This is a genomic window from Porphyromonas catoniae ATCC 51270, assembly GCF_000565015.1.
In the GTDB taxonomy this organism is placed as follows: Bacteria; Bacteroidota; Bacteroidia; order Bacteroidales; family Porphyromonadaceae; genus Porphyromonas; species Porphyromonas catoniae.
Genome location: NZ_JDFF01000022.1, coordinates 107,081 through 132,440 on the forward strand (window position 1 = coordinate 107,081; position 25,360 = coordinate 132,440).

Genomic DNA, 25,360 nt, shown 5'->3' on the forward strand with positions numbered 1-25,360 from the left:
ATGAGGATTAATCTTTGTAAACCCACCTTACAAAAGGAGTATGCCATACAATGTATAGGGGAGAGTGTCCCCTGCCACTCAGGGAACAGGTAACGTGAAGTAGACTACATAAAAGAACAACTATAACGGAAAAGAATATGATGTTAAAAAAGATTTTTGTTGTAGCACTTGCTTGCCTATGCGTAGGTCAGGCTCTGCATGCACAGGAGACTACTGATTCCGTCTACACCGTAGAGGTTAAGGATGCGAATAAGTACAAGGTAGAAACCAACCTCTTCAGCAGTAACTGGTTTTTTGGTCTTGGTGTCGGAGGACAGATGTACTTCGGTGACCACGACAAGCAGATGAAGTTCCTAGATCGTATCACCCCTAACTTCGAGGTGTACTTCGGTAAGTGGTTTACTCCAGGTATTGGGGTACGCTTCGGCGCAAACGGGTATGAGATTAAGGGTCTTTCTGGCTATAACAGAGGTTTGAACAAGCACTATGGTTTCGTAAAGGAGCCTAAGAAGCACTACGCTTGGGTTGGAGAAGGTGCTAATCGCTACGAACTTCTCGAAACGAGCATGAAGTATATCCACGCCCATGGTGACGTGATGTTCAACGTAACACAGATGATCTGTGGCTACAATGAGACACGCTTCTACTCACTGATTCCTTATCTAGGCGTTGGTTTTGCTACCAGCCTTGAGGCATCTTCTGTTACTGGACGTAACTCTCATGAAGTGACAGGGAGCATCGGTATTATCAACCGCTTCCGCATCAATAGCGCTTGGGATATCAACCTTGACATCCGCGGTGCTTACACTGGTGACCACTTCGACCAGGAAGACTTCTCTATTGATGCCTCCGGTCAGTACAAGCCTAGCTCAGGTCGCTTCGGAGAAGGTCTTCTTACCGCTACACTAGGCGTGAGCTACAACTTCCCCAAGCGTGGATGGGATCGTAGCACGATTACGACAATCCGTGTAAATGAGAACGTCCTCGAAGGACTCCGCAACCGTCTCGGCGAAGCTGAACGCATGAACGAAGACCTCCGCAAGCAGCTAGAGGAAGCTCTTAACCGTCCTGTTACTGAGGCTACGGTTACAACAATGCCTCTGCTCGTGACCTTCCCAATCAACCGCTGGACACTAAGCAACAAGGATCGTGTGAACCTTGGCTTCCTAGCTGATGCACTTAAGGCCAACCCCAAGCTGGTTTACTCAATCTCTGGGTATGCTGATAAGGGTACAGGTAGCGTAAAGCGCAATATCTTCCTTGCTCGTAAGCGTGCAGAGGTTGTCTATGACTGCCTGATTAAGGAATTCGGTGTATCTGAATCTCAGCTTACTAAGGATTCCTTCGGTGGTGTAGCCAACATGTACTACAATGACCCACGTTGTAGCCGCTCTGTCCTGACAAAGGTCGCAGAGTAAGCTCATCCTAGGTTGTCCTCTTCCTCAGATCACTATGTGATAAATTAGAGGCATACACTTATCGGAGACCTCCCTTGTCACGACGGCTATACAATAGTTCGGCGGATGAGGGAGGTCTTTGATTTACGTAGGGGCACCTAAGAGTCCTATTTTCCTATAATCATACCCTTCCACAAGTCTATCCCCACCACAACCCCTGTGGTAGCACCCTATTGTCGCAATAAGGATGCGCCTCCCCATCATTCTCGATAATGATACGACACGCCTATCTTATCCTTGCTCACAATGAGCCAAACCTACTAAAGCTCTTAGTAGAGGGTCTTGATGATCCTCGCAACGACATTTACATTCACTTTGATGGAAGAGTCAAAGATTTACCTCTTCTATCAACACTGCACGCGGGGCTAGTCATCCTAAAGGATCGAGTGAAGGTTTATTGGGCAGATGTGAGCATGATCAAGGCTGAATATCTTCTCTTCAAGGAGGCATATACCTCAGGGAAGGAATATGCCTATTTTCATCTCCTCTCTGGGGTCGATTTGCCACTGAAGACACAAGATTACATCCATCAGTTCTTCACAGAGCATAAAGGGAAGGAATTTGTAGGCCTACATCAAGCCAGCATCCCAAGACTCATTAATCAGAGACTCAGATGCTACCACCTATTTCCCCACACCTTCCGGGGAAGGGGTTTGCTCTTCTCGTTAAAGAAAACCTTACGTACCCTATTTGTATGGCTTCAGACCTTGAGGGGAGGATGGATTAACAGAGATATTGACTTTCATAAGGGAGGGCAATGGGTAAGTATCACCCCCAGCCTAGTTAGCTACCTACTCTCAAAGGAAGAGGAAACACTAGCTCGCTACAAGGGTACCTTCGCTGCCGACGAATTCTTCATCCCCACACTTATCTGGGGGACCCCCTTCATGGAGAAGCTCTATGATCCCTCCAGTGAGAGCTATGGAGCAATGCGAGCCATCGCTTGGCGCGAGGGTGGAGTACTCATTGATTACTCATGGGATGACCTTCGCTTTCTCCAAGAGTCCGAATTTCTCTTTGCTCGGAAGTTTAACACACGAGACATGAACTTCATCCAAGAAATACTTAAGCTCTCGCACGCACATGGATAATCCAGCTACACCTCTGGTATCAGTGGTTATTCCGATATATAAGGCCGAGGCCACCCTCCCTAGTTGTATCAATAGCCTATTGAGCCAGACCTACCACCATCTAGAGCTACTCTTCGTGGATGACTGTAGCCCCGATAGAGGAGCAGAGCTAGTGGCAGAGAGGGCACCCAAACTTGAACAGCTAGGGATAAAGGTTAAACTCCTTCGGCATACGGAGAATAAGGGTGTAGCCGTAGCACGGAATACGGCTCTAGATGCTGCGACAGGAGAGTATATCTACTCTGTCGATGCAGACGATGAGCTTGCCCCAGATACTATTGAGGTACTCGTACGTGAGGCGATTTGGAAGGACGCCGATCTTACGGGATGTGAATGGATCTTAAAACAAGGACACTCAGAGAGACGCATGGTTCAACCTGAGGTAAAGTCTGGAGATGAAGCCTTTGAGCAATGTTGCAAGGGGCAGATGCGCTGGAATCTCTGGCTCTTCCTCATCAAGCGGTCCGTGCTGGAGCAGCCCACACCGCTTCGCTTTCTTCCGGGGAAGAATATGGGGGAAGACATGATGCTCATGGGCAAGCTCCTACAGCGAGTGCAAACAGTCTCAATGATTCACCGCCCGCTTTATACCTATGTCCGTAATGATGGCTCACTGACGAACTCCTATAGTGATGCCCATTGGGAGGAGGTAAATGCCAACATCCGAGAGCTAGAAGTATACCTAGAGAAAACATCTTCTAACCCATCCCTCCTAGAGCTTCTGCAGTTTATGAAGTTGAACCTCAAGCTCCCATTACTCATCTCTGGCAGGAGAGCAGATTACGAGCGTTGGAGAATAACTTACCCAGAGTCTCACCCCTATATACAGCTCAACAACTTGACACCTTGGCGCACAAAGCTTCTCCAGCAGATGGCTGCTCGTGGGCAGTATTGGTTCGTCGCCTTATATGCACAGGTTATCATGAAGGGTCTCTATAAGCTCCTTTACCATTAGTCTATGTGGAAACTCATCAAGATCCTCTTCATAGGGATATTATTTAACTGTTCCTATTACTCCTTCTCTTTTACCGCTTGGCTCAGTGGTCCCAATACGAAGATGATGCTGGCCACCCTCGGGCTAGCTTGGTTCCTCTTCGATTCTTGGCGTCAGAATAAAGGCCTCCCCTTCACAGCTCTTATGCTGGGTGGGGCTACCTTCTCTGCAGTATATTCAATCATTAATCTCGTATCTGTAGACATCAATGGTACAGATGACTATAGCTATGCCAACTACCTGACCTCCTTCTTTACTTGGGTTTTCAGTATGTACCCAGCTATGGCTATGCTGCGACTGGAGTATGGGAAAGTCACCTTCACTCGCGTCGCATACTATTTAGCGGGAGTGTCAGTCTTTCAGTGTATCTCCGCTCTCTTGATTGACAACGTTCCCGCTTTCGAGGCTTTTGCGGACTCTATAGCCTATTTTGCTACAGACTTCTTCGACGATATCAATCGGTTACGTTGTTTCAGCACAGCACTAGACCCTGCAGGGGTACGCTTTGCCCTCGTCTTAGTCTTGATTACAGGTTGTCTATGTATAGATGAAGATCTTAAAAAGAAGACCCCCAATGTAGCCTATCTCGTTATCTCCTTCTTCATCATCCTTGCCATCGGCTCGATGGTGGCACGAACAACCTTTGTCGGTGCAGTAGTTGGGGTGGTAATCTACATCCTTCACTCCCCTCTTTTCACTGGGAGCATCAAGCGCTCACGAGGTAAGGTTGCCTTGATTTTCACTTCGATAACCGCCTTGGCAGTAGGGGGCTTCATCTACCTCTATAATACTGATCCCTACTACTACCACCTGCTCCGCTTTGCCTTTGAGGGCTTCTTCAACTTCGTGGAGCGAGGGGAGTTTACTACCAGTTCAACGGAAGTTCTACAAACCATGTGGAAGTGGCCTACCGATACCCAGGGGTGGATCATCGGGACAGGGATATATGGTACATTCTCTCAAGGTACCGATATTGGCTACTGTCGCTTGATTCTTTACTCGGGTCTGATTGGTTTTGTAACCTTTGCGCTCTCCTTCGTCTTCTATGCCTATGTGCTAGGGAAGAAGTACTATCCTTATCGCTGGATGTTCCTAGGCTTCCTTGCCATGACCTTCATTGTTTGGGTGAAGGTCTCCTCAGACATCCTAATGATCTACACCTTCATGTTTTGGCTACGTCCAGAGGACGATGCCCTTATCCTTCAACAAGCAAAGGCTTAGCTCGGATGAAGATCGCCTATTGTATCCCTGCCACCTCAAACTCTGGAGGTATGGAGCGGGTGCTCTCGGGTAAGGCAAACTACCTTGCCTCACTTGGGCACGAACTCACCATCATCACGACAGATCAGAGAGGCAAAGCTCCCTTTTTCCCTTTCCAAGAGGGAATAGCCCAGTATGACCTTGGGATCAACTACGATGAAAACAATGATGAGGGCATCCTCTCAAAGCTTCGTTCGTACCCAGGGAAGAAGCGACTGCATCGGAAACGTCTCACCGCTCTCCTCCTTGAGTTACGGGCAGACGTGGTGGTCTCGATGTTTGGGGATGATGCCGATATCTTACCCAGTATCCAGGATGGGAGTCGGAAGGTACTAGAATATCACTTCTCCAAACTCAAACGCCTACAATATGGGCGCAAGGGACTCTGGCGACTCGTTGACCTCCTGCGCACGAAACTCGACGAACGCACCGTACGCCCCTATGATAGCTTCGTTGTCCTCACGGAGGAGGATCGAAGCTATTGGGGGGCACTACCCAATATACACGTCATCCCCAATTCTCTTCCCTTTACAACAGACTCCCCCTCGGATTGCTCTACGCACCGTGTAATTGCTGCAGGGCGGTATGACTTTCAGAAGAACTTTGAGCTCCTACTCCATCTCTGGGCCAAGGTAGCCCCAGACTTCCCAGACTGGCACCTCGATATTTTCGGTGATGGAAAACTTCGAGGGGAGCTAACAGCTCTTGTGGAGAAGCTTGGACTCTCTAGCTCCGTGACACTGGAGAAACCAACCCATCAGATGCAGGAGGTCTACCGCACATCCTCCGTCTACGTGATGACCTCCCGCTACGAGGGTCTACCCATGGTGCTGCTAGAGGCACAGCAGATGGGGCTACCGATTGTCTCATTTGCTTGCCCTTGCGGCCCTAGGGATGTGATCACCGATGGTGTAGATGGCTTCCTCGTAGAAGTTGGGGACGAAGAGCGTTTTTTATCTTCGCTCAAGAAGCTGATGGCAGACGAGCCGATGCGCCGTAGGATGGGAGGGGCTGCCCGTCACGCCTCTGAGCGGTATCAGGTAGATGTGGTGATGCAACAGTGGCAAGAGCTCTTCCAAGGTCTTTTCTAGACCTCATAGCTTGTTTACACGTAAAATCATGAAGCGAATAGTAATCTCTGCTGTAAACCTACGCAAGGGTGGGACACTGACCATCCTCAGGCAGTGCCTCTCATTTCTCTCAGAGTGGGCACCCAAGGCAGGATATGAAGTCGTAGCACTCGTCCATCGCAGAGAGCTAGCCTATTACCCCTCGATCCAATACATTGAGCTCCCGTGGGCTGCCGATAGCTGGCTCAAGCGACTTTGGTGCGAATACCACACCATGGGCAAGATCTCGCAGGAGCTGGGGGAAGGGACGGAGCTATGGCTCTCCCTGCACGATACCACGCCTCGTGTGAAGGCTCTCCGCCAGGCAGTCTATTGCCAGACCTCCTTCCCCTTCATGAAGTGGAGGCTTAGGGATTTCAGCTTCGACCCGAAGATTCCGCTGTTTACGATGCTCACAAAGTTCGCCTACCGCATCGGGATACACCGCAATCGCTACCTCGTAGTACAGCAACGCTGGCTCAGGGAGGGGTTCAGTCGCATGTTTGGGATCAATGAAGCAAAGTTCATTGTCGCCCCTCCCCCACGCAAGTCCTCTCCCCCTCAACAAGCAGAAGGGCAAACCACCCAAGGAGAGGCAAAGCCCTTTACCTTCCTCTTTGCCTCTACCCCCGACGTACATAAGAACTTTGAGCTCCTCGCCTCTGCCTCACAAATCCTTGAGAACAAGCTCGGCAAAGGCACCTTCGAGACCATCTTCACCCTCTCTGGGGAAGAGAATAAATACGCAAGATGGCTCAGGGAAAACTGGGGAGGCGTAGCAAGCCTCCGCTTCGCAGGATTCCAGGCTCCCACAGACCTACAAGCATTATATGCTCGCACCGACTGCTTGGTCTTCCCTTCTCGGGTTGAGACGTGGGGGCTCCCCATCTCTGAGTTCATGCCCTATGATCGTCCTATGCTCTTGGCTAACCAGCCTTATGCACATGAGACCTCTGCTAGCGCAAGGCAAGTGGCTTACTTTGACATAGACAATGCAGAGGCGCTCGCCAGTATGATGGAGCGAGCGATCCAGCGAGACCCCGAGCTTTTCCACCCCAATCCCATACGTCCGACAGCTCCCCCTCTAGCACTGGACTGGCAGGAGCTCTTCACACTACTCCTAAGTTAGTAGCCTAGCCCCTCTCCCTCTACTCGCGGCCTATCATTTCCTATTATCATTATCATCACTTAATTTGCTCCCTCTCTAGAGGTACTGAGGATACCTCTCTCTAGGTACCCCCGATACCTCTTCCTCGTTTCCCTCAGTACCTCTCGGCACGTTCCCTCAGCACCTCCTCCTCGTCTTAATTACTACTATTTCATACCATCCTAGGGGAGTAAAAAACGGGAGCGAAGGGAGGCAAAAAACACCATAAAGTGAACAAGGTAAATACGTCAGTAGTATAGTGTTAGGAATTAGACGTAATTTTATAGTCTCAAAAGTGCGTATCACTCACTCTCCTTCCCCCGAAAACATGATCCTCGGTTGGCTCATGGAGGTAGTGTGTGATTTGATGTGACAACGGAATCGAGTATGACAAGGATTCTACAGCTAGGGAAGTTCTACCCCATACGAGGGGGCGTAGAGAAGGTGATGATGATATTCACGGAGGGTCTCGATGAACGAGGCTACTCCTGCGATATGCTTTGTGCCTCTCACGACGGAGAGGTAGACGACGTCATCCTCTCCGAGCAGTCTCGTATCATGCGTACCAATACGCTCATGAAGGCTGCAGCGACGATGATCTCACCAGAGATGATCCTTCGTCTGAGACGGATCTGCCATCGCTACGACCTCATCCATATCCATCACCCAGACCCCATGGCAACACTTGCCCTGAGGCTCTCGGGCTATAAGGGGAAGGTTGTGCTACATTGGCACAGCGATATCCTCAAGCAGAAGCACCTCTTGAGACTCTTCCTGCCCCTGCAACGATGGCTGATACGTCGTGCCGATCTCATCCTCGGGACAACCCCAGTGTATGTCTCTGAGTCGCCCTTCCTCCGAGAGGTACAGGACAAGGTAAATTTCCTCCCTATTGGCGTAGATCCTTACCCCTGGCTCGCGGATGAAATAGAGGCAATTCGTGCCACCTACCCTGGCAAGAAGATTATCTTCAATATGGGGAGGCTTGTCCCCTACAAGGGATACCATCACCTCATAGAGACCATGAGCCTCCTTGGGGAAGAGTACGTACTGCTCATCGGAGGCGATGGCCCCCTAAGAGCAGAGCTCGAGAAGCGGATCCGAGAGCTCGGACTCGTGGATCGTGTGAAGCTCCTAGGCTTCATCCCAAGCAAACTCAAACCCGCCTACTTCGGAGCATGCGATGTCTTCTGCCTCAGCTCTATACTCAAGACAGAGGCATACGCTATTGTTCTTGTGGAGGCGATGTCACTAGCTCGCCCCGTGATCGCCACGAAGATCCCTGAGTCAGGTGTCTCTTGGGTAAACACTGACGGCGAGTCGGGGCTGAATGTCCCCATAGAGGACAGCGAAGCTATGGCCTCGGCTATACGCACAATATGCGAAGACCCCACCCTGTGGGAACAGTACAGTCGGGGTGCTCGCCGTCGCTTCTATGACGTGTTTACTAAAGATGAGATGATCAATAACCTCATCGAGATTTACGCTAACCTGCTAAGCAACTAAAGACTGCATATAGAGAATGAATACGATTGAGCGTGTGATTAAGCGAACATTTGACTTTTGGCTAGCCCTTGGTTCGCTGATCTTCTTTTCCCCCATTATTGCCATCATTGCGATCCTCATTCGCCGTGAAGAGCCAGAGGGAGATGTCATCTTCCGCCAGGAGCGTATCGGCTACAAGGGTAAACCCTTTACGCTGTATAAGTTCCGCTCGATGCGGATGGATGCCGAGGGAGATGGTACGCCTCAGCTCTATCAGGATAACGATAGTCGGCTGACGAAGATCGGGGCATTCATCCGTGCGCATCACCTCGATGAGTTCCCCCAGCTCTGGAATGTAGTCAAGGGTGAGATGGCCTTCGTGGGACCTCGACCTGAACGGAAGTTCTTCATCGACCAGATTATGCAGCGTAACCCTGACTACGCCCGTCTCTATGCCCTACGTCCAGGGCTGTTCTCCTATGCTACCCTATACAACGGCTACACAGATACTATGGATAAGATGCTCGAGCGTCTGCGTCTAGATCTGGAGTACCTCGATAATTACTCGCTGTGGTTTGACATTAAGATCATCTTCCTCACAGCCTTTTCCATTATATTTGGTAAGAAATTCTAAGATGAAACGATATACTTCGATGAGAAAGAAGATACTTCACGTTACGGGTTTTGTCCTCAGCACCCTAGCCCTCATTTCACTATCCTCGTGTGATTCGGCCAAGCGCACCAACTACCTACGGGACATCGAGGTCGCTAAGGTCTATGGGGTCAAGTATGATGCTGGGATTGTAATCCAAAAGGGAGACAAGCTCGGCATCATTGTCACCAGCCTCAGAAACCCAGAGCTCACGCTCCCGTTCAATGCCAAGGGCTCTACAGTGGCGACTACAACCACTGCCGTAACCTCGTCGGTATCTCTCCCAGATGGGGTGAATGCTCCTGTATCCCCCGATGCACAGCATTCCTATCTCGTAGACGCTGAGGGAAACATCCAGTTCCCGGTGCTGGGTACACTTCAGGTGAAGGGTCTCACCCTTGAGCAGGTCAGCGAGCTAATCCGCACACGGCTGGTCTCTGGCAAGTACCTAATGGATGCCCATGTGGTCACCAAGTTCGATAACCTGAGAGTCTACCTCCTCGGCGCCTTTGAGGCTCTAGGTTCTAACGGATCTGCAGGGAAGATAACCGACCGAGGCTCTTTCCTTCTGGATGATCCAAAGACCAACATCTTAGAGCTATTATCTAAGTCTGGGGGGCTCTCTGAGCAGGCAGACTTTGAACGAGTAAACGTTATACGGCGTGTAGGGAGTGAGTATGTCTATTATCGCCTGGACATGCTCTCAAAGAATATCTTCGAGTCACCAGCCTTCTACCTGCAACAGAACGACATCGTCTACGCAGAGTATAAGTACCGAAAGAAGGATACCGAGAGCAAGATCCTCTCAACAGTGGCTTACCTGACGACAGCTATGTCGACAGTAGTCACAGCCATCGCCCTCGTTGGACTATTCAATAAGAAGTAATCCTATGGCCAATACCCAAGAAACAACCTCTACCCAGCCAGCGGAGAAGGGGCTTGAGGTAAACCTCGTAGATATTTTCTTTTACCTCCTACGCTTCTGGTACCTCTATGTCATCTGTGTAGGTATTGTCGTTGCCTTTGCCCTCTATCGTACAGCAAAGCAACCTTATATCTATGAGGCCTCCGTCAAGGTCTTCATCAAGGATGCTTCCCAACGCTCTATGATGGATGCAGATGTGCTTAGGTACATGCGTAGCTTCCGCCTCAACATGGACAACGAGAAGATGCAAATGTCTTCCCGCCGAGTCTTGGAACGTGCCGTTAAGACGGTTAATGCCAACGTGTACTACCAGGTGCAGTCAGGGCTTCGTACTCTAGAGCTCTATACAGCTGCTCCATTCTCTATGCGCTTCCTAGATAGCCTAGAGAAGGTAGCTAGCTACGAAGTGCGGTTTAAAGATGCTGGACATGTCTCCGTCCTGCCACAAGGCTCTTCGAAGGCTCAAGATGTCCCCCTAAACGTACCCGTCCAGTTTGGACCTGACCGTTTCATCATCGAGCCTCGCTCAAACTTCAATTCTCCTTGGGAGCATAAGACCATCAACGTTATCCGCCATCCTCTCGTAGGGACTGCTCGCTACTACCAGAATGCTGTCGCCATCTCCCAGCCTCAAGAGAAGTCCTCGACACTCATGCTCTCACTACAGGATCGTACGAAGCAGCGCGCCCTGGACATCCTCACGGCACAGGTGGCAGCCTACAACCAAGAGGAGGTAGAGATGCGCAGCCAGATTTCCGTAAATACGGCAAACTTCGTAAACGAACGTATCGCAGTCCTCAGCAAGGAACTCGGGATCGTTGAGAACGAAATGGAGAGCTTCCTTGTAACGAATCGTACCCTTGACTTCGATGCGAAGATGGGACGTTACAATACTCGATCCGTAGACTACGAAGTGCAGGCGATGGAAATTGAGACCCAGCTAAAGCTCGTCTCCTTCATGCTCTCTAACCTCAGTAGCCCACAGAAACAGACCGAGTACATGCCTCTGAATATCGGGGTCTCTGATCCTAATCTAGACGGCTACATCGCAAAATATAATCAGCTCAAGGGCGACCGAGATCGCCTTGTCAAAGCATCTGAGGGAAGCACAGAGAACCCTGTGATAGCCGAGTACGACCGAGGCCTAGCACAGATCCGACAGAATGCTATCTCCAGCCTCAATCAGTATGCGAATGTCCTTCGTGTCCGCCTCAAGGATGCTCAGGGCACACAATCCTCCCTCCTCTCCCAGCTACCTGACGTATCAAACAAGGGAAGAGAGAAGGCAGAGATTGACCGAAAGATTGCCATCCGTGAGCGTCTCTATACAGAGCTACTGAACAAGAGAGAGGAGTACGCCCTCATGCAAGCCATGACGCAGGATAGTGCTTACATCCTCGACATGAATGATGCTCCAGCTCCCCCTGTAAGTCCCAACAAGACGCGTACCGTCCTTCTAGCGATCCTCATCGGTCTTGCTCTACCGACTATTGGTCTGATTATTCGCCTCCTGGCTGACAACAAGGTACGTACCCGCAAGGACATCCTCGATCGACTGACCATCCCCTTCCTTGGAGACATACCCAAGGAAGATGCACCAGGACGCAAGCAGCCCCGTGGAGCTCGTGAGCAAGGCTCAGATGAGACCTCTGAATCATTCCGTGTACTACGTGAGAACCTACGCTTCATGATTGGTAGCGGTGACACCCCTTCAAAGAAGATTATCTTCACCTCCTTTGGAGAGTCGGCAGGGAAGTCTTACGTGTCCTATAATTTGGCGAAGACACTTACCTTCTCTGGTAGCACCGTGGTCGTTGTGGACCTTGACCTACGTAAAGGGACTCTCTCTCGCAGAGCACACGTAGCAGGTCAGGGTGTGACGGAGTATCTCATAGACAAGGCTATGCCAGTAGAGAAGATCATCCACAAGGATCCTAACTTCTCGAAGCTCGCCATTGTCCCTGCCGGTGCCATACCTCCCAATCCAGCAGAGCTCCTCCTTGGACACCGACTAGATGACCTCGCCCAAGAGCTCTCGGACCGCTTTGACTTCGTCATCTTTGACAACGTACCCTTCGGTAGCGTTGCTGACGCAGCTATTGCCAACCGTATAGCGGATCTTACCATCTTTGTCCTCCGTGCCGCTCGCCTCGATAAGCGTGCTCTCCCAGAGCTACAACGCCTATACGACAACGAGATCCTACGCAATATGTCCATCGTACTCAATGGTGCCAGTGACGGAGGCCATGGGTATGGATATGGATACGGCTATGGGTATGGCTACGGATACGGCTATGGATATGGCAACAAGAAGAAAAAAGGTATCCTATACCGCTTAGGACTAAAGAAATAAGGTCGCAGTATAAGTCCTTGGACAGCTCAAGCCACCAACGTCAAGACTAACTTTCGCTTTATGACGCACGCTGTGCTTCCCTATGAGCCTTTACTCACCTTCATTGTACCCGTCTACAATGTAGCTCCTTGGCTCGATGAGTGCATCTCCTCGATACTCCGTGCTGGGGTCTCGGAGCTGGAGCTGCTACTCGTGGACGATGGCTCTACAGATGGCTCTGGGGCGATGTGTGATGCTTGGCAGGTACGTGAGCCTCATATCCGAGTCATCCATCAGCCGAATGCTGGGCAATCGGTAGCGAGGAATGTGGCTCTCTCCGAAGCTAAGGGGAAGTACTTCACGTTCGTTGATGCTGATGACTGGTTAGCCCCAGAGATCTTGGGACGAGGCTTGGCATATATGCAGGCACATCCCGAGGTGGGCGTCTTGGAGTTTGGCTATGCTGAGGTGCGAGGACTTGAGGAGGAGGTCTTCCCCATCCTTGGGCAGGAAGAGACGAATAATGCCGAGAAGGTTTTAGAACTCTTTGCTCGGATGAAAGGTCCCATCGGTATGCCTTGGGCAAAAATCTTCCGCACAGAGCTTGCCGGAGATCTCCGCTTCCCTGAGGGGAGAATTTACGAAGACACTCCCTTTGTCTTCTCGGCACTCACTCGCTCAGGCTATTACCATTACATGGCAGAGGTAGGCTATTACTACCGCATAGGTCGCAGGGGTAGCTCAACAGAGTATTGGGATGAAAAGCTCGTCTATCTCTTTGAGAATCTGCTAGACCTCCAGCCTGATCTCAGGCAGACTTCCCCCAAGCTCTTACCCTACCTTTACCAAGCCCTTTTGGAGCGCCTCATGGTCTTTACTCTTTGGGCGGAGCGTAATCGTGCTGCCTGCCCTCGTCTTCTCCCTCTACTACTTCCCTATACGAAAGCGCTACGTGGTAAGCCGCTCCTGCCTTCATCATTTGCGGGCAAGGTGCGCGCACTCCTCTTCATCTATACACCGAGCCTTTTCCTCAGGCTCAAGAGGATATTTCCTAGGTAGCCAGACAAAAAACAATGGACGAACAACTCATATATTGTATTGCCACTGAATATATCGTGCTCCATACGCCTTCGGCAGAGGTGACGGCGACATTGCTACCGAGCTATGAGCCTTTTCGTGTTCCCTCTCTACCAGACGGGTGTGAGCCTCTCTTTCAGTTCTCTGGTGGGATAGACCTCGATAGCAAGAAGCGCATAGCCCTACTTGAGGACAAGCTCTCCGAAGGGGTACGTGCTCAGGTTTACCACACCGATGATCGGCAGCTGCTCCTAGAGCTTACGATCAATCGTCGGCACCATGCGCTTTATGTAGACCAAGACTGGCGAACCATCTCCTCAGACGTCCTCCTGGACGATCCTTCGGCTGCAATCTTTATTAACCGCCTCATCATGATTGCCTATGGTGTGGCTATCGCTCCGTATCGCATGCTGAAGATGCATGCCTCCGTCACAGTACTCAATGGCGAGGCTCTACTATTCCTCGGCGTAAGCGGTACAGGCAAAAGCACCCACAGTCGCCTCTGGAGAAAGTACGTACCTGGTGCCACACTGCTTAACGATGACGAACCCATAGTCCGCGTCCTCGAGGATGGAGAAGTACGCGTCTATGGTTGCCCATGGAGTGGAAGTACCCCCTGCTACAAGAATGAGTCGGCACGTGTTAAGGCCTTCGTCTACCTGTATCAGGCTCCGGAGAACAAGCTCACACGGCTTCGTGGTCGGGATAGCTTCGATGCTATATACTCCTCCTCGGCCTTCTTGCATTCAGATAAGGTAAGACATCTAGCGATGTTCGACACCGTAGCGGATATACTGGAGCTTATCCCAGTCTATCGCTTGGATTGTGAGCCCAATGAGGGGGCTGTAGCCCTCACACGCCAGCTCCTAGAGAAGTAATCTATGGCTGGGCTTATCGAGAAGGACGGCAAGCAGTCCACGATGACAGTAGATAGTGATGTCTTCTTTCATGAAATCCTTGCACGTGTGAACTCCGGCAAGCGTGTCAAGATACGTGCGAAAGGCTCCAGCATGCTCCCACTCGTACGGAGCACCAAGGATGTCATCTTCCTCTCTGCCCTCACACCAGACTCCCTCCAAGAGGGGAGGCTCCTGCTCGTACGTATACCTCGTGGCTATGTCCTACACCGAGTAGAGCATATCGAGGGGCGACGTATCACCCTACGGGGGGATGGGAACCCCTATCAGAGAGAACGCTGTACTCCTGACCAAGTCCTAGCAGAGGCGACAGCTGTACAGCGTGGCAAACACCTCATCGAATTGGGGTCAAGGCTCTGGTGGCGCTACGAGCATCTTTGGCCAAAGAACGACCTCATCCGTCGTATCTGCCTTGCGCTCTATCGTCGTACGCTCCTACGCTGGGGCCTTTAAGTCTCCTCTTCGCAATACACACACCCTTCCCTTCTATATCTCTTGGTCGTACCATGCTTGGTGCGACCTTCCTTTTTATATGCCTCGATACACTCATCTTATCCTTCTTATACTGGAAATTCTGGTAATGAAGATGAGTAAGTTTTGCTCCCCCTCCCTCTCCCTTCAAAAAACCTCCTATCTATGGGTGTTTAAGCATGGTGGTGACGAGTTACCATAAGTCGCTACAATGAGTTATAGTAACTCGCGTCGGAGAGTTACAGTAAGTCGTTACAACGAGTTATGGTAAGTCGTCTTAACGAGTTATGGCAACTCGTTGAAACAGGGTACCTGAGGAGTTATACCTAACTCTCTACCAACAAATTACAAAACTAGCAAGAAGAGGGAAGTGCAGTAGATCTAAGATACAACAACAGCCTCTCTGCAATGGTGGGATATGCAGAGAGACGGCGACGGCAACGGAAAGCCGAGCTATCTATGTGGAGAGGAAAGGCTAGACGACAGCCTCGAAGCACGTGACTGATGCCCACGGCGAGCATCAATACCCAGCAGGATGAACAGCAGGAACGTGAAACCCCAGAGCGATGACCCTCCGTAACTAAAGAAGGGCAAAGGAATACCAATCACAGGCACAAGCCCTAGCACCATCCCAACATTGATGAAGAGGTGGAAAAGGAAAATCGAGGCGACACAGTAGCCATAGACACGTCCAAACGTTGAGACTTGTCGCTCGGCAAGCGTCACAATCCTTAGGATAAAGATTCCATAGAAAAGCACTAGCCCAGCGGCACCAACAAAACCCAATTCTTCCCCTACGGTACAGAAAATGAAGTCCGTCTCTTGCTCTGGGACATAGTTAAGCTTCGTCTGCGTACCCTTCAGAAATCCCTTCCCTGTAAAGCCTCCAGAGCCGATGGCAATTTTCGATTGGTCTACATTATAGCCCTTCCCTCGGATGTCACTCTCGATCCCAAGGGCAATCTTGATACGTACCTGCTGGTGAGGCTGGAGGATGTCGTTGAAGACATAGCTCACAGAGAAGAAAAAGCCCAACGAAGCAAGGGCAAAGAGTGCCATCATCAGATAGCGAAGTAGGTATTCCTTCACGGCAAGGTAGAGGAGAGCGGAGACCAAGAGCAACACGAGCCCTAGGGCAATGTACGACCAATCAAACCGCACAAAGGCACTCACCAGAGCGGCCAGCGCATATACGCCGACAATGGAGAGGATGACATACTTCAGGTATCTCCTACGCTCCCTTGTGCTATGGGCATAGGTGGCATAGAGGGCTATCGTGAAGACAAGGATACAGTTACAGACGAAGAAGAGGTCAGCATCTGTCTCTCCCCACCACAGCGTATCCTCGAGGATGAGCGCCCCAATGAAGTAGATCGCTGCAGCTGCACTCAGTCCCATGAAGAGTCCAGAGAAGCCTTCACGAAAAAGGGCTAAGAAAAGTGCAAGGAAAACCAATGCCGAACCCGTCTCCTGCTGTAGGAGGATCAGCCCTATGGGGAGGAAGATGATCCCGAATATCTTTAGGTAGCTACGTGTGGATTTGATGGTAAACTCATACTGATTGAAGAGCCATGCCAGAGTGAGCGCAGTGGCAACCTTCGCAAACTCTGCAGGCTGCAAGCGCACAGGACCAAGCACCAGCCACGAACGAGAGCCTTTGATATCTGGGGCAATGACAATCGTGACCATCAGAAGCACCATCATAGCCCCATAGAAGAGCGGAGCGCCAACCTCATACACATCCGTATCAAGCGTCAGCACAATGAAGCCGATGAGCACGCCCAACCCCATCCAAAGGAGTTGCATCATCGGACGACCTCCTGGAGTAAGGAGCTCCTCGGTCTCAAAGTTGTACGAAGCTCCACAGATCGATAGCCAGCCAAAACAGATCAAGATGAAGTACATCATGATCGTTATCCAGTCAAGAGAACGGAGAAGTCCAGGAGACGAAGTCTGCATGAGAATCAGTCTAGATATCGGTGAGATAAGTGATACTTCGCTGCTCCATCTGTGAGGCCACAGCCTCTCCAGCAGCCGATAGTTGTCCGCCTCGTAGGTAGTACTCCATCATCACACGCCCCATAGGTACACCGAAGTGCGCCCCAAAGCCACCATTCTCCACATAGACGGAGACCGCAATACGAGGTGCGTTACGAGGAGCAAAGCCAATGAAAGCAGAGTGATCCTTCCCATGTGGATTCTCGGCCGTACCTGTTTTACCACAGACCTCGATCTCTCCAGGAGCAAAGTTCGCAGCACGGCATGTACCCCCAGTGACAGCACCTGCCATACCCTGCACAATGTATTCCCAGTCTGATGCAGCAATGCCTGTCTGCTGGCGATTGGTATAGGCCGTATCAAGTGGGGCATTTCGTATGCTATGCACGACGTGGGGACGGACATAGGTACCTCGGTTAGCGATGATAGCTGCAAGGTTAGCAATTTGCAGAGGGGTGGCTAGGATTTCCCCCTGACCTATGGAGATGGAGATAATCGTACTCGAGTTCCAATTACCCTTATATGCCTTATCATAAACCTGGCTATTAGGGATATATCCCCTCTTCTCCCCTGGTAGATCAACACCCAAGCGGTAGCCATAGCCCAGCGACACAATACGCTGCTTCCAATGCTCTAAGGCTATTTGTGCTGAGGGATAGAAGCGACGATCGTCGAGCAGGTAATGCATCCCCCAGCAGAAGTAAGCATTACATGACGTCGTGAGTGCGCCCACGAGGGCAATCGGGGATGGATGTCCATGGCACTTCGGTCTATTGCCAAGGCGAGGATAACCATGGTAACAAGCAAAAGCCGTCTGCGGTGTAATAGCTCCCTCGGCGAGGAAGATGGCACCTTGGGCAGCCTTGAAGGTAGATCCTGGCGGGTAATTACCCTGTATCGCACGATTCAGTAGGGGCTTACCGAACGTTTCTTCCAAGGCTCGGTGATTCTCCCCTTTGCTCTTACCCGAGAGGAGTACTGGGTCATAGTTGGGGGCCGTCACCATAGCAAGGATCTCTCCCGTCTCGGGCTCAATAGCCACGATTGCCCCACGCTTACCCTTCATCATTCGCTCTCCTAGTGCCTGCAGACCTGCGTCAATCGAGAGAGTCAGATCCTTACCACTCACGGGAGCCCGATCGTGCACTCCTCCATCGAGCCTACCCTGGATGCGTCCACGAGCGTCTCGGTAGAAGATTTCTTCACCCTTGGTACCTCGTAGCACTTCCTCATAGGTACGCTCCACACCACTTCGCCCAACGAAGTCACCTCGCATGATCGTACTGTCTCGCTTGAGATCATTCGGACTAGCCTCAGAGAGGTAACCTAGGAGGTGTGCTGCACCATGGTAATGATACTGGCGGATTGTCCGCGAGCGAACAGAGAAGCCTGGGAACTTATACAACTGCTCCTCGAAACGACCCACATCTTGTGGCTCTAACTGAGAGAGCAAAACCTGTGGGGTATAGGGTGTATAGCCTCTGTTAATCGAGCGATCACGCACTGCACTCAGTTTTGCGACCAACTCTTCCCGAGGGATGCGTAATATCTCTGAGAGCAGGGTGGTATCCAGCTTGCCTTTAGCCTCATTATTGACAATCATCAGGTCAAAAATCGGACGATTAGCAACTAGGAGCTGCCCGTTACGATCAAAGATAACGCCACGTGATGGGATCGTGGAGAGGACATAGTAGGCGTTGTTCTCAGCTCGTTGTTTGTAATCACTACTGATGAGCTGAAGGAAGAAAAGCCGAAGAATGAATACAACAACGACGGCGAAGGTCAGACTAATCACTAGCCAACGTCGCCGAAAGAGTTCATCATTGACCATAGGCTAGCTAATCGTGTGATGTAACGAATGAGCTGAGCAGAGCCAGAGCAAGGAGCGAGAGCAACCAAGAGAAGACATAACCAGCTCCTAGGCTAATCAGGGTATATGCCCCTCGTATCATAGCCCCAGCCTCTAGCACATAGAGGACGATGTGATGGATAAGAAGAAGTAAGGAAAAAAGTACAAACGCTCCGCTACGGAGTGTCCCATAGAGCGGTAGAGCCTGCTCCGGTGTGTCTCGATCAACCATAGAGCCGAGGAGCATGGGACGGACAAAAGCTGTAGCTGTCAGAGCTGCGGCATGTAGCCCCGGGGTCAGCCCAAGCACATCAATAATACACCCAATGGCAAACCCATGCAGGAGTAATGATATGCGCCCAATACCTACCGGTAACAGAAGTAATAAAATAGGATAGATGAATGGTGTCGCTACACGGAAGAGGGCAATCGGACTAAGCACCCAAGTCTGTATAGCGATGACAAGAAGACTCGCAAAGAGGAAGCGTAGATAAGAGCTATTCATTGGGCTGGATAGAGTCTTCGAGGGCTTTTGCCTCTGCCACGGGTCTCTCTAGGATGACGTAGACAAAGCGTAGTGATTGGAAGTCCGTTGCAAGCCGTACAGGATAGTTAGCAAATGTCCCTGCACTTCCCTTCATCGTCGTTGGGACAGAGTCTGCTATGGTTCCAATCATCATCCCCTCTGGGAAGAGATAGGAGTAACCACTTGTGATGACAGTATCTCCTTGGTGAGGACGAGCATGAGGTGGGACATTACTGAGGATGGCCTCGTTAGAGTTTGGGTTCGTAGAGGCTGTAAGCGTTCCACTGACCTGCTGCCCCAAGAGGGTACATGAGAGCCGTATCTTAGAGTTCAGCACTGGGATAACGAGTGCATAATGGCGTGAGGTTGCCATCACAGCACCCACCACTCCTGAGCCACTCATCACCCCCATATCTCTATGTATGCCATCAGCCTCTCCCTTATCAATCGTGTAAAAGACCTCCCCCGAATGAGAAGTACGATTTACAACACGAGCTATGACAAATGTTCCCTCTCTAACAGGGAGACTGTCGGTAGCGTGAAGTCGTGGTAATTCGCCTCGAGCCAAAGCATCTTGCATCTGACGAGCCAGGTGGACATTTGCCTGTCTCAATCGTGCATTTTCCTCAAGTAGCTTTGTATTCTCTGGTCGCAAATCAATGTAGTCCCAGACCTCGGTCATCACCTCATTTATATGCCCGAAGACAACACTCGTTGCATACCAGCTGACGCTCTTCTGGTAGAGGGTGCTACTGAAGAGAAAGCTCAGAGCAATCCCCTCTAATAGAAAAAAGACTAGCCAATACCGATAGCGACGGAGGAATACAAAGATCCGATGCACGAGCAGAGCGAAGGATTATCGGAAGAGGAAATTGAAGTTATGGATATTCTTCAGTGCGATACCAGTACCTATAGCGACAGAGTGCAGAGGGTTCTCTGCGATCTTAAACTCAAGGCCAAAACGCTCGCTGAGTCGCTTATCCAGACCACGTAGTAGGGCTCCACCACCTGTGAGGATAACACCATTGGCTACGATATCAGCATACAGCTCGGGAGGTGTGGCTTCGAGGGTACGTAGGATGGCACTCTCAATCTTCCCAATCGAGTTGTCGAGACACTCGCAGATCTCTTGATAGTTCACCGAGACCTTGCGTGGAAGTGTATCCATCATATTTGCGCCCCATACGACGAAGTCCTCTGGAGCATCGTCTAGCTTATTATAAACAGCACCTACCTGTATTTTTATTTGCTCTGCTGTACGCTCCCCGACTTTGATTTGGTGGCGATCACGCATGTGATCCACTATGTCTTGTGTGAGTTCGTCACCAGCAGTATCAATGGATTGGTCCTCCACGATACCTCCTAATGAGATTACGGCTATCTCGGTCGTCCCACCACCTATATCCACGATCATGTGTCCCTCAGGGGCGAGTACATCAACGCCCACCCCGATAGCAGCAGCCATAGGCTCATAGATCATGTAGACATCTCGTCCACCAGCATGCTCACTGGAGTCGCGCACGGCACGGATCTCTACCTCGGTGCTACCAGAAGGGATACAGACAACCATACGAAGAGATGGCGTGAACCACCCACGGCGACGGCTAATCATACGTATCATACCACGTATCATGTGCTCGGCAGCGTCGAAGTCTGCGATCACTCCCTCACGCAATGGACGGATTGTACGGGTATTGGCGTTACCCTTCTCATACATCTCTCGAGCCTTTGTACCAACGGCAATCATCTCACCTGTACGGTTATCAAAAGCGACGACTGAAGGCTCGTCAAGGACAATCTTATCATCCTTAATGATGATGGTGTTAGCGGTACCTAGGTCCATCGCCAACTCTTGCCTAAAGGAGAATAATCCCATGCTTATCTATTATTATGTTATGTCTTTTAATGTTTGAAGTGACGAACACCCGTCATCACCATTGCTACACCTAGCTTGTCTGCCGCTGCGATACTATCGGCATCTCGTACCGAGCCCCCAGGCTGCGCGATTGCTGTGATCCCAGCCTCCGCAGCAAGGGTGACACAGTCATCAAAGGGGAAGAAAGCATCACTAGATAGTACAGCTCCATGCAGATCAAAACCAAAATGTCCAGCCTTCTCGATTGCTTGCTTTAGGGCATCGACACGAGAGGTCTGTCCTACACCTGAGGCAATGAGCTGGTCTCCCTTGGCTAAGACAATTGCATTACTCTTGCTATGCTTAACCAGCTTCGTTGCGAAGACGAGGTCGTGTAACTCCCTATCCGTAGGGGCTACCTTTGTAACGCAGCGCATCTCTGCTGTAGTCTCTACTGCTTGGTCGCACTCCTGTGCCAATACTCCACCCAGCATCGAGCGGTAGCTCCAATCGGAGTGGATGGGGGACTTCTGCTCTAGCAGAATACGATTCTTCTTACTCTTGAGTATGTCTAGTGCCTCGGGAGCAAAGCCTGGGGCGATGAGTACCTCCATAAACAGCTTATCAATCTCCTGCGCTGTCTCCTTATCAATGGGTCGGTTAGCAATGAGCACACCACCAAAGGCAGAGACGGGATCACCTGCTAAGGCATCCTTCCATGCCTCGAGCAGAGTGGAGCGAGAGGCACAGCCACAAGCATTGTTATGTTTGAGGATGGCAAAGGTCGGAGCATCGAAGTCTTGAATAAGCGTAACAGCTGCCTCAATATCCTGAAGGTTATTGTAGGAAAGCTCCTTCCCATGTAACTGTGTAAAGTAGCGAGAGAGGTCGCCGAAGAATATTCCCTTTTGATGGGGGTTCTCTCCGTAGCGCAAGGGCTGAGCTTGGTCAGCCGTGAGGCGAAGAGCTGTTGCCTCACCACCGTCAAACCAGCGGAAAATAGCCGAGTCATAACCCGAGCTGACAGCGAAGGCACGACGGGCAAAGTGGCGACGCTCCTCGAGCGTGGTCTTTGCTCCTCGGTGCTCTAGGATGCTTTGTAGCGCAGCATAGTCAGCTTGAGATGGGATTATTACGACATCCTCATAGTTCTTCGCAGCTCCACGGATCAAGCTAATCCCCCCAATATCTATCTTCTCGATAATATCCTCCTCAGAGGCACCAGAGGCAACCGTTGCCTCGAAGGGATAGAGGTCTACAATCACGAGGTCAATAAGCGAGAGCCCGTAGTCCTTCACCTCTTGTTGATCCACCTCATGCGAACGCCGTGCAAGGATCCCTCCCTGGATCGCAGGGTGCAGTGTCTTGACACGCCCTCCGAGCATCGAGGGGTACCGAGTTAGGTCTTCTACGGCTACGGTTGGATAACCAAGGCTTTCGATGAATGTGCTCGTACCACCGGTGGATACAAACTCTACACCTTCTTTGTGTAGGAGGGCTAGTATATCAGCCAATCCCTCCTTGTGGAATACAGAGATAAGGGCTCTACGTATTACCTTCTCCATCTATTTTCTCTAAGCTATATCGCTTTATCGTAATGTGTTTGGACCTAGGAGGGACCTGCTCTTCTTTCTCAAGAAGTATCGCCCTAAGCCTCTAGCCCACACAAAAATAACGATTTTCCTATGACTGATGTATATTTCCCTAGCAATAGGCTAACTTTCCCTCTCAACCCCAAGGCAAATCTCCCCATCTAAGCTAGGCAAAGGCGATGCTACGCAAACACAAAAAGAGCCAAGCGTCAGCTTAAACTGATACTTGGCTCTTGGTGGTAGCCCCTAGGAGAATCGAACTCCTCTTTCAAGGATGAAAACCTTGCGTCCTAACCGATAGACGAAGGGGCCGCCTGAAAGCTCTCCCTCATCGGATACTCCGACGGGATGAGCGGTGTGATATGCCTTAGGCGAGACGTGCGATCTGACGAGCGAGCTTGCTCTTCAGGTTCGCTGCCTTGTTCTTGTGGATGATGTTCTTACCTGCAAGGCGATCCAGCATCGAGCTAAGCTGTGGGAGCATTGCACGAGCCTCATCTGCACTCGTCAGCGCACGGAAGCGACGCACAGCGTTACGAGCAGTCTTAGCGTAGTAACGATTGTGCAGACGGCGTGCATTCGTCTGACGGATTCTCTTGATTGATGACTTATGATTTGCCATTTCGTAATCTTCTTTTTTTGTTATCTGTAGCCCCTAGGAGAATCGAACTCCTCTTTCAAGGATGAAAACCTTGCGTCCTAACCGATAGACGAAGGGGCCGCCTCAAGCAATAGGCGAGGCAAGCGTGCCTCTGATTGCGCCTGCAAAGATATAACAAAGATTTGGAATACCAAACACCCAGTGTAGCAAATCAGAAGCAATTAGCATACGGACGGAGGCTATCAGCAAGCATAATACAATCACATAAAGCGAGCTTAATCTCCGCACAGATCACAGATGAGGATGCGCTACGAGGGAAACCATGCACCCCAAGCCCTATCCCCAATAGCCTCAACCCTCAAGGTACAACAAAAGGAATGTGGTACTTCTGACCCAAAACCAAGAACAAGCACCCCATCCACTAATCCCCAACTTCCCACCCCTTCATAATCGACTAATAAACAACCTAATACGCCATTCGCAAAAAGAGGACTTAACGAGTTATGGTAACTCGTCACAAAAAGTTATGGTAAGTCGTTGCTACGAGTTGTGGTAAGTCGCCACAACGAGTTACCATAACTCGTCACAGCGACTTATAGTAACTCATCATCCCCCTCCTCAAAGCCCTCTAAATACTAAGGATCTAGAGAGGGAGAAAATACCCATCGTGCCACGGGGTCTAATATAAAGAGGTAGATTATGAACGAAGCTCTAGAGCCTTGGGGGTAAAAACCAGTGGTTTTTCATCCCATTTCTCTAGAGCTTCCTTTGTGAGAGCCCTTTTACAGAAGAGTAAGGGTTAAATGGTAGAGGATACTCAGCACAAGCTAATGCTCGTACTTGTATTTGCGCTTATTCTCTTCGCTAAGCAAGGCTGAGGGATCAAGGGCTGTTTGATCTAGGAGGGAGGCTAGCGATGCGATGAAATCCTCCGAACTATTGAGACAAGGTACGTAAGCAAAGCTCTTACCTCCGTGTGCAAGAAACACCTCTCGATAGTAGCTGTCAATCTCTTGGATGGTCTCTAGACAGTCACAGATGAAGCCAGGACAAACAACGACTACTCGCTCTGCTCCTTCGCCAGAGAACTGCCGTATACGCTGGCTCATATAGGGCCGCATCCATTCGTGACGCCCTAACCGAGATTGATAGACAAGTTCGACTTGCCCCCGCTCCAGACCGAGGTCCTGACGTAGGGACTCTGTCGTCTCTTCGCATTGTAGGCGGTAGCAGTCTTCCTCGGCATGACGCTCATGCCAGTCACGGCGTGAGGCACAGTAGTTCGTCTCACCATTATGCTCTCGACATTCCTTGGGGATATGCGAGACGGGGATGCCATGCATGGAGACAATGAGCCGATCAAAGGGTGACTGAAGATAGGGACGAATGCTTTCGGTAAGCACGGCTCGATAGCTCGGCTCATTATAGAAGGGTGAAAGCAGACGAAAGCGTAGACGAGAGAGACCTAGCCTGCGTGCTTCCTCCAGCACATAGGCAACAGCTGTCTCATAGCTACTGCGTGCGTAATGAGGATAGAGCGGTGCGATAATGATTTCCTCTACTGAGAGCAGGGATGCAAGAGCTTCTAGAGCCGAGCCTGTCGAGGGCGAAGCATAGCGCATGCCCACAGCCACAGGACACTGACGACGCTCTGCTAAGGCACGAGCAATCTCCTCAGTGTGTGTAATGAGCGGGAAGGCTTGACGCTCTTCATCCCAGATCGTACGGTAGTTAGCGGCAGATTTCGGCGCACGCTTGGGCACAATAATATGATGAACGAGCAGATGCCTTGCCCAATGAGGTAGACCGATGATACGCCTATCCATAAGGAACTGCAAGAGATAGGCATGTACATCCTCCACAGCAGGCGTCCGAGGAGAGCCAAGGTTAAGAAGAAGGACGGCTTGGGAAGATGGATATTCAGCCCCGAAGAGCGAAGGTGTATCGTTACCCTTCATTATCTCGGGGCGGAGTGAAAAGACC

General features: G+C 50.7%; 21 protein-coding genes and 2 tRNA genes. 13 read left to right on the forward strand and 10 right to left on the reverse strand.

Features of this window, described 5'->3' with window-relative positions; translation table 11 throughout:
* The first annotated feature begins 137 nt into the window (after nucleotides 1-137).
* The 13 genes from HMPREF0636_RS05990 to HMPREF0636_RS06050 all read left to right on the forward strand — a co-directional run bounded on the left by HMPREF0636_RS05990 (nucleotide 138) and on the right by HMPREF0636_RS06050 (nucleotide 14,938).
* A complete protein-coding gene (locus HMPREF0636_RS05990) occupies nucleotides 138-1,418 on the forward strand; it encodes an OmpA family protein (RefSeq protein WP_052328771.1) in 1,281 nt (426 codons plus the stop codon).
* Nucleotides 1,419-1,669: 251 nt separating this feature from the next.
* Complete coding sequence (locus HMPREF0636_RS05995) at nucleotides 1,670-2,548, forward strand: beta-1,6-N-acetylglucosaminyltransferase (RefSeq protein ID WP_052328772.1); 879 nt, start codon at nucleotides 1,670-1,672, stop codon at nucleotides 2,546-2,548.
* Nucleotides 2,541-3,542, forward strand: coding sequence for a glycosyltransferase family 2 protein (locus HMPREF0636_RS06000; RefSeq protein ID WP_044169132.1), 1,002 nt, complete (start codon nucleotides 2,541-2,543; stop codon nucleotides 3,540-3,542). Before HMPREF0636_RS05995 ends, HMPREF0636_RS06000 begins: the two co-directional genes overlap by 8 nt.
* Before the next feature lie 3 nt (nucleotides 3,543-3,545).
* Nucleotides 3,546-4,802: a hypothetical protein gene (locus tag HMPREF0636_RS06005; RefSeq protein ID WP_044169134.1), complete on the forward strand. Its 1,257-nt coding sequence runs from the start codon at nucleotides 3,546-3,548 to the stop codon at nucleotides 4,800-4,802.
* A gap of 5 nt (nucleotides 4,803-4,807) precedes the next feature.
* Nucleotides 4,808-5,932 carry a glycosyltransferase family 4 protein gene (locus HMPREF0636_RS06010; RefSeq protein WP_044169136.1) on the forward strand — a complete coding sequence of 375 codons (1,125 nt, stop codon included), beginning with the start codon at nucleotides 4,808-4,810 and terminating at the stop codon, nucleotides 5,930-5,932.
* A gap of 28 nt (nucleotides 5,933-5,960) precedes the next feature.
* Nucleotides 5,961-7,079 (forward strand): glycosyltransferase family 4 protein, encoded by a 1,119-nt coding sequence (locus tag HMPREF0636_RS06015; RefSeq protein WP_044169138.1) that lies wholly within the window; start codon nucleotides 5,961-5,963, stop codon nucleotides 7,077-7,079.
* Nucleotides 7,080-7,484: 405 nt separating this feature from the next.
* Nucleotides 7,485-8,603: a glycosyltransferase gene (locus tag HMPREF0636_RS06020; RefSeq protein WP_044169140.1), complete on the forward strand. Its 1,119-nt coding sequence runs from the start codon at nucleotides 7,485-7,487 to the stop codon at nucleotides 8,601-8,603.
* 16 nt (nucleotides 8,604-8,619) lie between these two features.
* Complete coding sequence (locus HMPREF0636_RS06025) at nucleotides 8,620-9,216, forward strand: sugar transferase (RefSeq protein WP_044169141.1); 597 nt, start codon at nucleotides 8,620-8,622, stop codon at nucleotides 9,214-9,216.
* 19 nt (nucleotides 9,217-9,235) lie between these two features.
* The gene (locus tag HMPREF0636_RS06030) at nucleotides 9,236-10,120 is read left to right on the forward strand and encodes a polysaccharide biosynthesis/export family protein (protein WP_044169214.1); all 885 of its coding nucleotides are present in this window, start codon (nucleotides 9,236-9,238) and stop codon (nucleotides 10,118-10,120) included.
* Nucleotides 10,121-10,124: 4 nt separating this feature from the next.
* Nucleotides 10,125-12,512: a GumC family protein gene (locus HMPREF0636_RS06035; RefSeq protein WP_044169143.1), complete on the forward strand. Its 2,388-nt coding sequence runs from the start codon at nucleotides 10,125-10,127 to the stop codon at nucleotides 12,510-12,512.
* A gap of 60 nt (nucleotides 12,513-12,572) precedes the next feature.
* Nucleotides 12,573-13,550, forward strand: coding sequence for a glycosyltransferase family 2 protein (locus tag HMPREF0636_RS06040; RefSeq protein WP_052328773.1), 978 nt, complete (start codon nucleotides 12,573-12,575; stop codon nucleotides 13,548-13,550).
* A gap of 14 nt (nucleotides 13,551-13,564) precedes the next feature.
* On the forward strand, nucleotides 13,565-14,446 hold the full coding sequence (locus tag HMPREF0636_RS06045; RefSeq protein WP_044169144.1) for a hypothetical protein: 882 nt from the start codon (nucleotides 13,565-13,567) through the stop codon (nucleotides 14,444-14,446).
* Between the two features lie 3 nt (nucleotides 14,447-14,449).
* On the forward strand, nucleotides 14,450-14,938 hold the full coding sequence (locus tag HMPREF0636_RS06050) for a S24/S26 family peptidase (RefSeq protein ID WP_044169145.1): 489 nt from the start codon (nucleotides 14,450-14,452) through the stop codon (nucleotides 14,936-14,938).
* 471 nt (nucleotides 14,939-15,409) lie between these two features.
* Here the strand turns inward: HMPREF0636_RS06050 and rodA are convergent, their stop codons facing one another.
* The 10 genes from rodA to HMPREF0636_RS06100 all read right to left on the reverse strand — a co-directional run bounded on the left by rodA (nucleotide 15,410) and on the right by HMPREF0636_RS06100 (nucleotide 25,335).
* Nucleotides 15,410-16,915, reverse strand: coding sequence for a rod shape-determining protein RodA (rodA, locus tag HMPREF0636_RS06055; RefSeq protein WP_044169147.1), 1,506 nt, complete (start codon nucleotides 16,913-16,915; stop codon nucleotides 15,410-15,412).
* Nucleotides 16,916-16,925: 10 nt separating this feature from the next.
* On the reverse strand, nucleotides 16,926-18,785 hold the full coding sequence (gene mrdA / locus HMPREF0636_RS06060) for a penicillin-binding protein 2 (protein ID WP_044169149.1): 1,860 nt from the start codon (nucleotides 18,783-18,785) through the stop codon (nucleotides 16,926-16,928).
* Nucleotides 18,786-18,792: 7 nt separating this feature from the next.
* Nucleotides 18,793-19,308 (reverse strand): hypothetical protein, encoded by a 516-nt coding sequence (locus HMPREF0636_RS06065; RefSeq protein WP_044169150.1) that lies wholly within the window; start codon nucleotides 19,306-19,308, stop codon nucleotides 18,793-18,795.
* The gene (gene mreC, locus HMPREF0636_RS06070) at nucleotides 19,301-20,170 is read right to left on the reverse strand and encodes a rod shape-determining protein MreC (protein WP_044169152.1); all 870 of its coding nucleotides are present in this window, start codon (nucleotides 20,168-20,170) and stop codon (nucleotides 19,301-19,303) included. The genes HMPREF0636_RS06065 and mreC overlap by 8 nt, the downstream gene beginning before the upstream one ends.
* Nucleotides 20,171-20,185: 15 nt before the next feature.
* Nucleotides 20,186-21,205, reverse strand: a complete 1,020-nt coding sequence (gene mreB, locus HMPREF0636_RS06075) for a rod shape-determining protein (protein ID WP_005468411.1) — start codon at nucleotides 21,203-21,205, stop codon at nucleotides 20,186-20,188.
* Nucleotides 21,206-21,231: 26 nt separating this feature from the next.
* On the reverse strand, nucleotides 21,232-22,749 hold the full coding sequence (gene purH, locus HMPREF0636_RS06080) for a bifunctional phosphoribosylaminoimidazolecarboxamide formyltransferase/IMP cyclohydrolase (RefSeq protein WP_044169154.1): 1,518 nt from the start codon (nucleotides 22,747-22,749) through the stop codon (nucleotides 21,232-21,234).
* Between the two features lie 264 nt (nucleotides 22,750-23,013).
* Nucleotides 23,014-23,088 (reverse strand) — tRNA-Glu (locus HMPREF0636_RS06085).
* A gap of 55 nt (nucleotides 23,089-23,143) precedes the next feature.
* On the reverse strand, nucleotides 23,144-23,398 hold the full coding sequence (gene rpsT / locus HMPREF0636_RS06090; RefSeq protein ID WP_005468409.1) for a 30S ribosomal protein S20: 255 nt from the start codon (nucleotides 23,396-23,398) through the stop codon (nucleotides 23,144-23,146).
* Between the two features lie 27 nt (nucleotides 23,399-23,425).
* Nucleotides 23,426-23,497 (reverse strand) — tRNA-Glu (locus HMPREF0636_RS06095).
* Between the two features lie 707 nt (nucleotides 23,498-24,204).
* A complete protein-coding gene (locus HMPREF0636_RS06100) occupies nucleotides 24,205-25,335 on the reverse strand; it encodes a ferrochelatase (protein ID WP_044169155.1) in 1,131 nt (376 codons plus the stop codon).
* Between the last annotated feature and the right edge of the window lie 25 nt (nucleotides 25,336-25,360).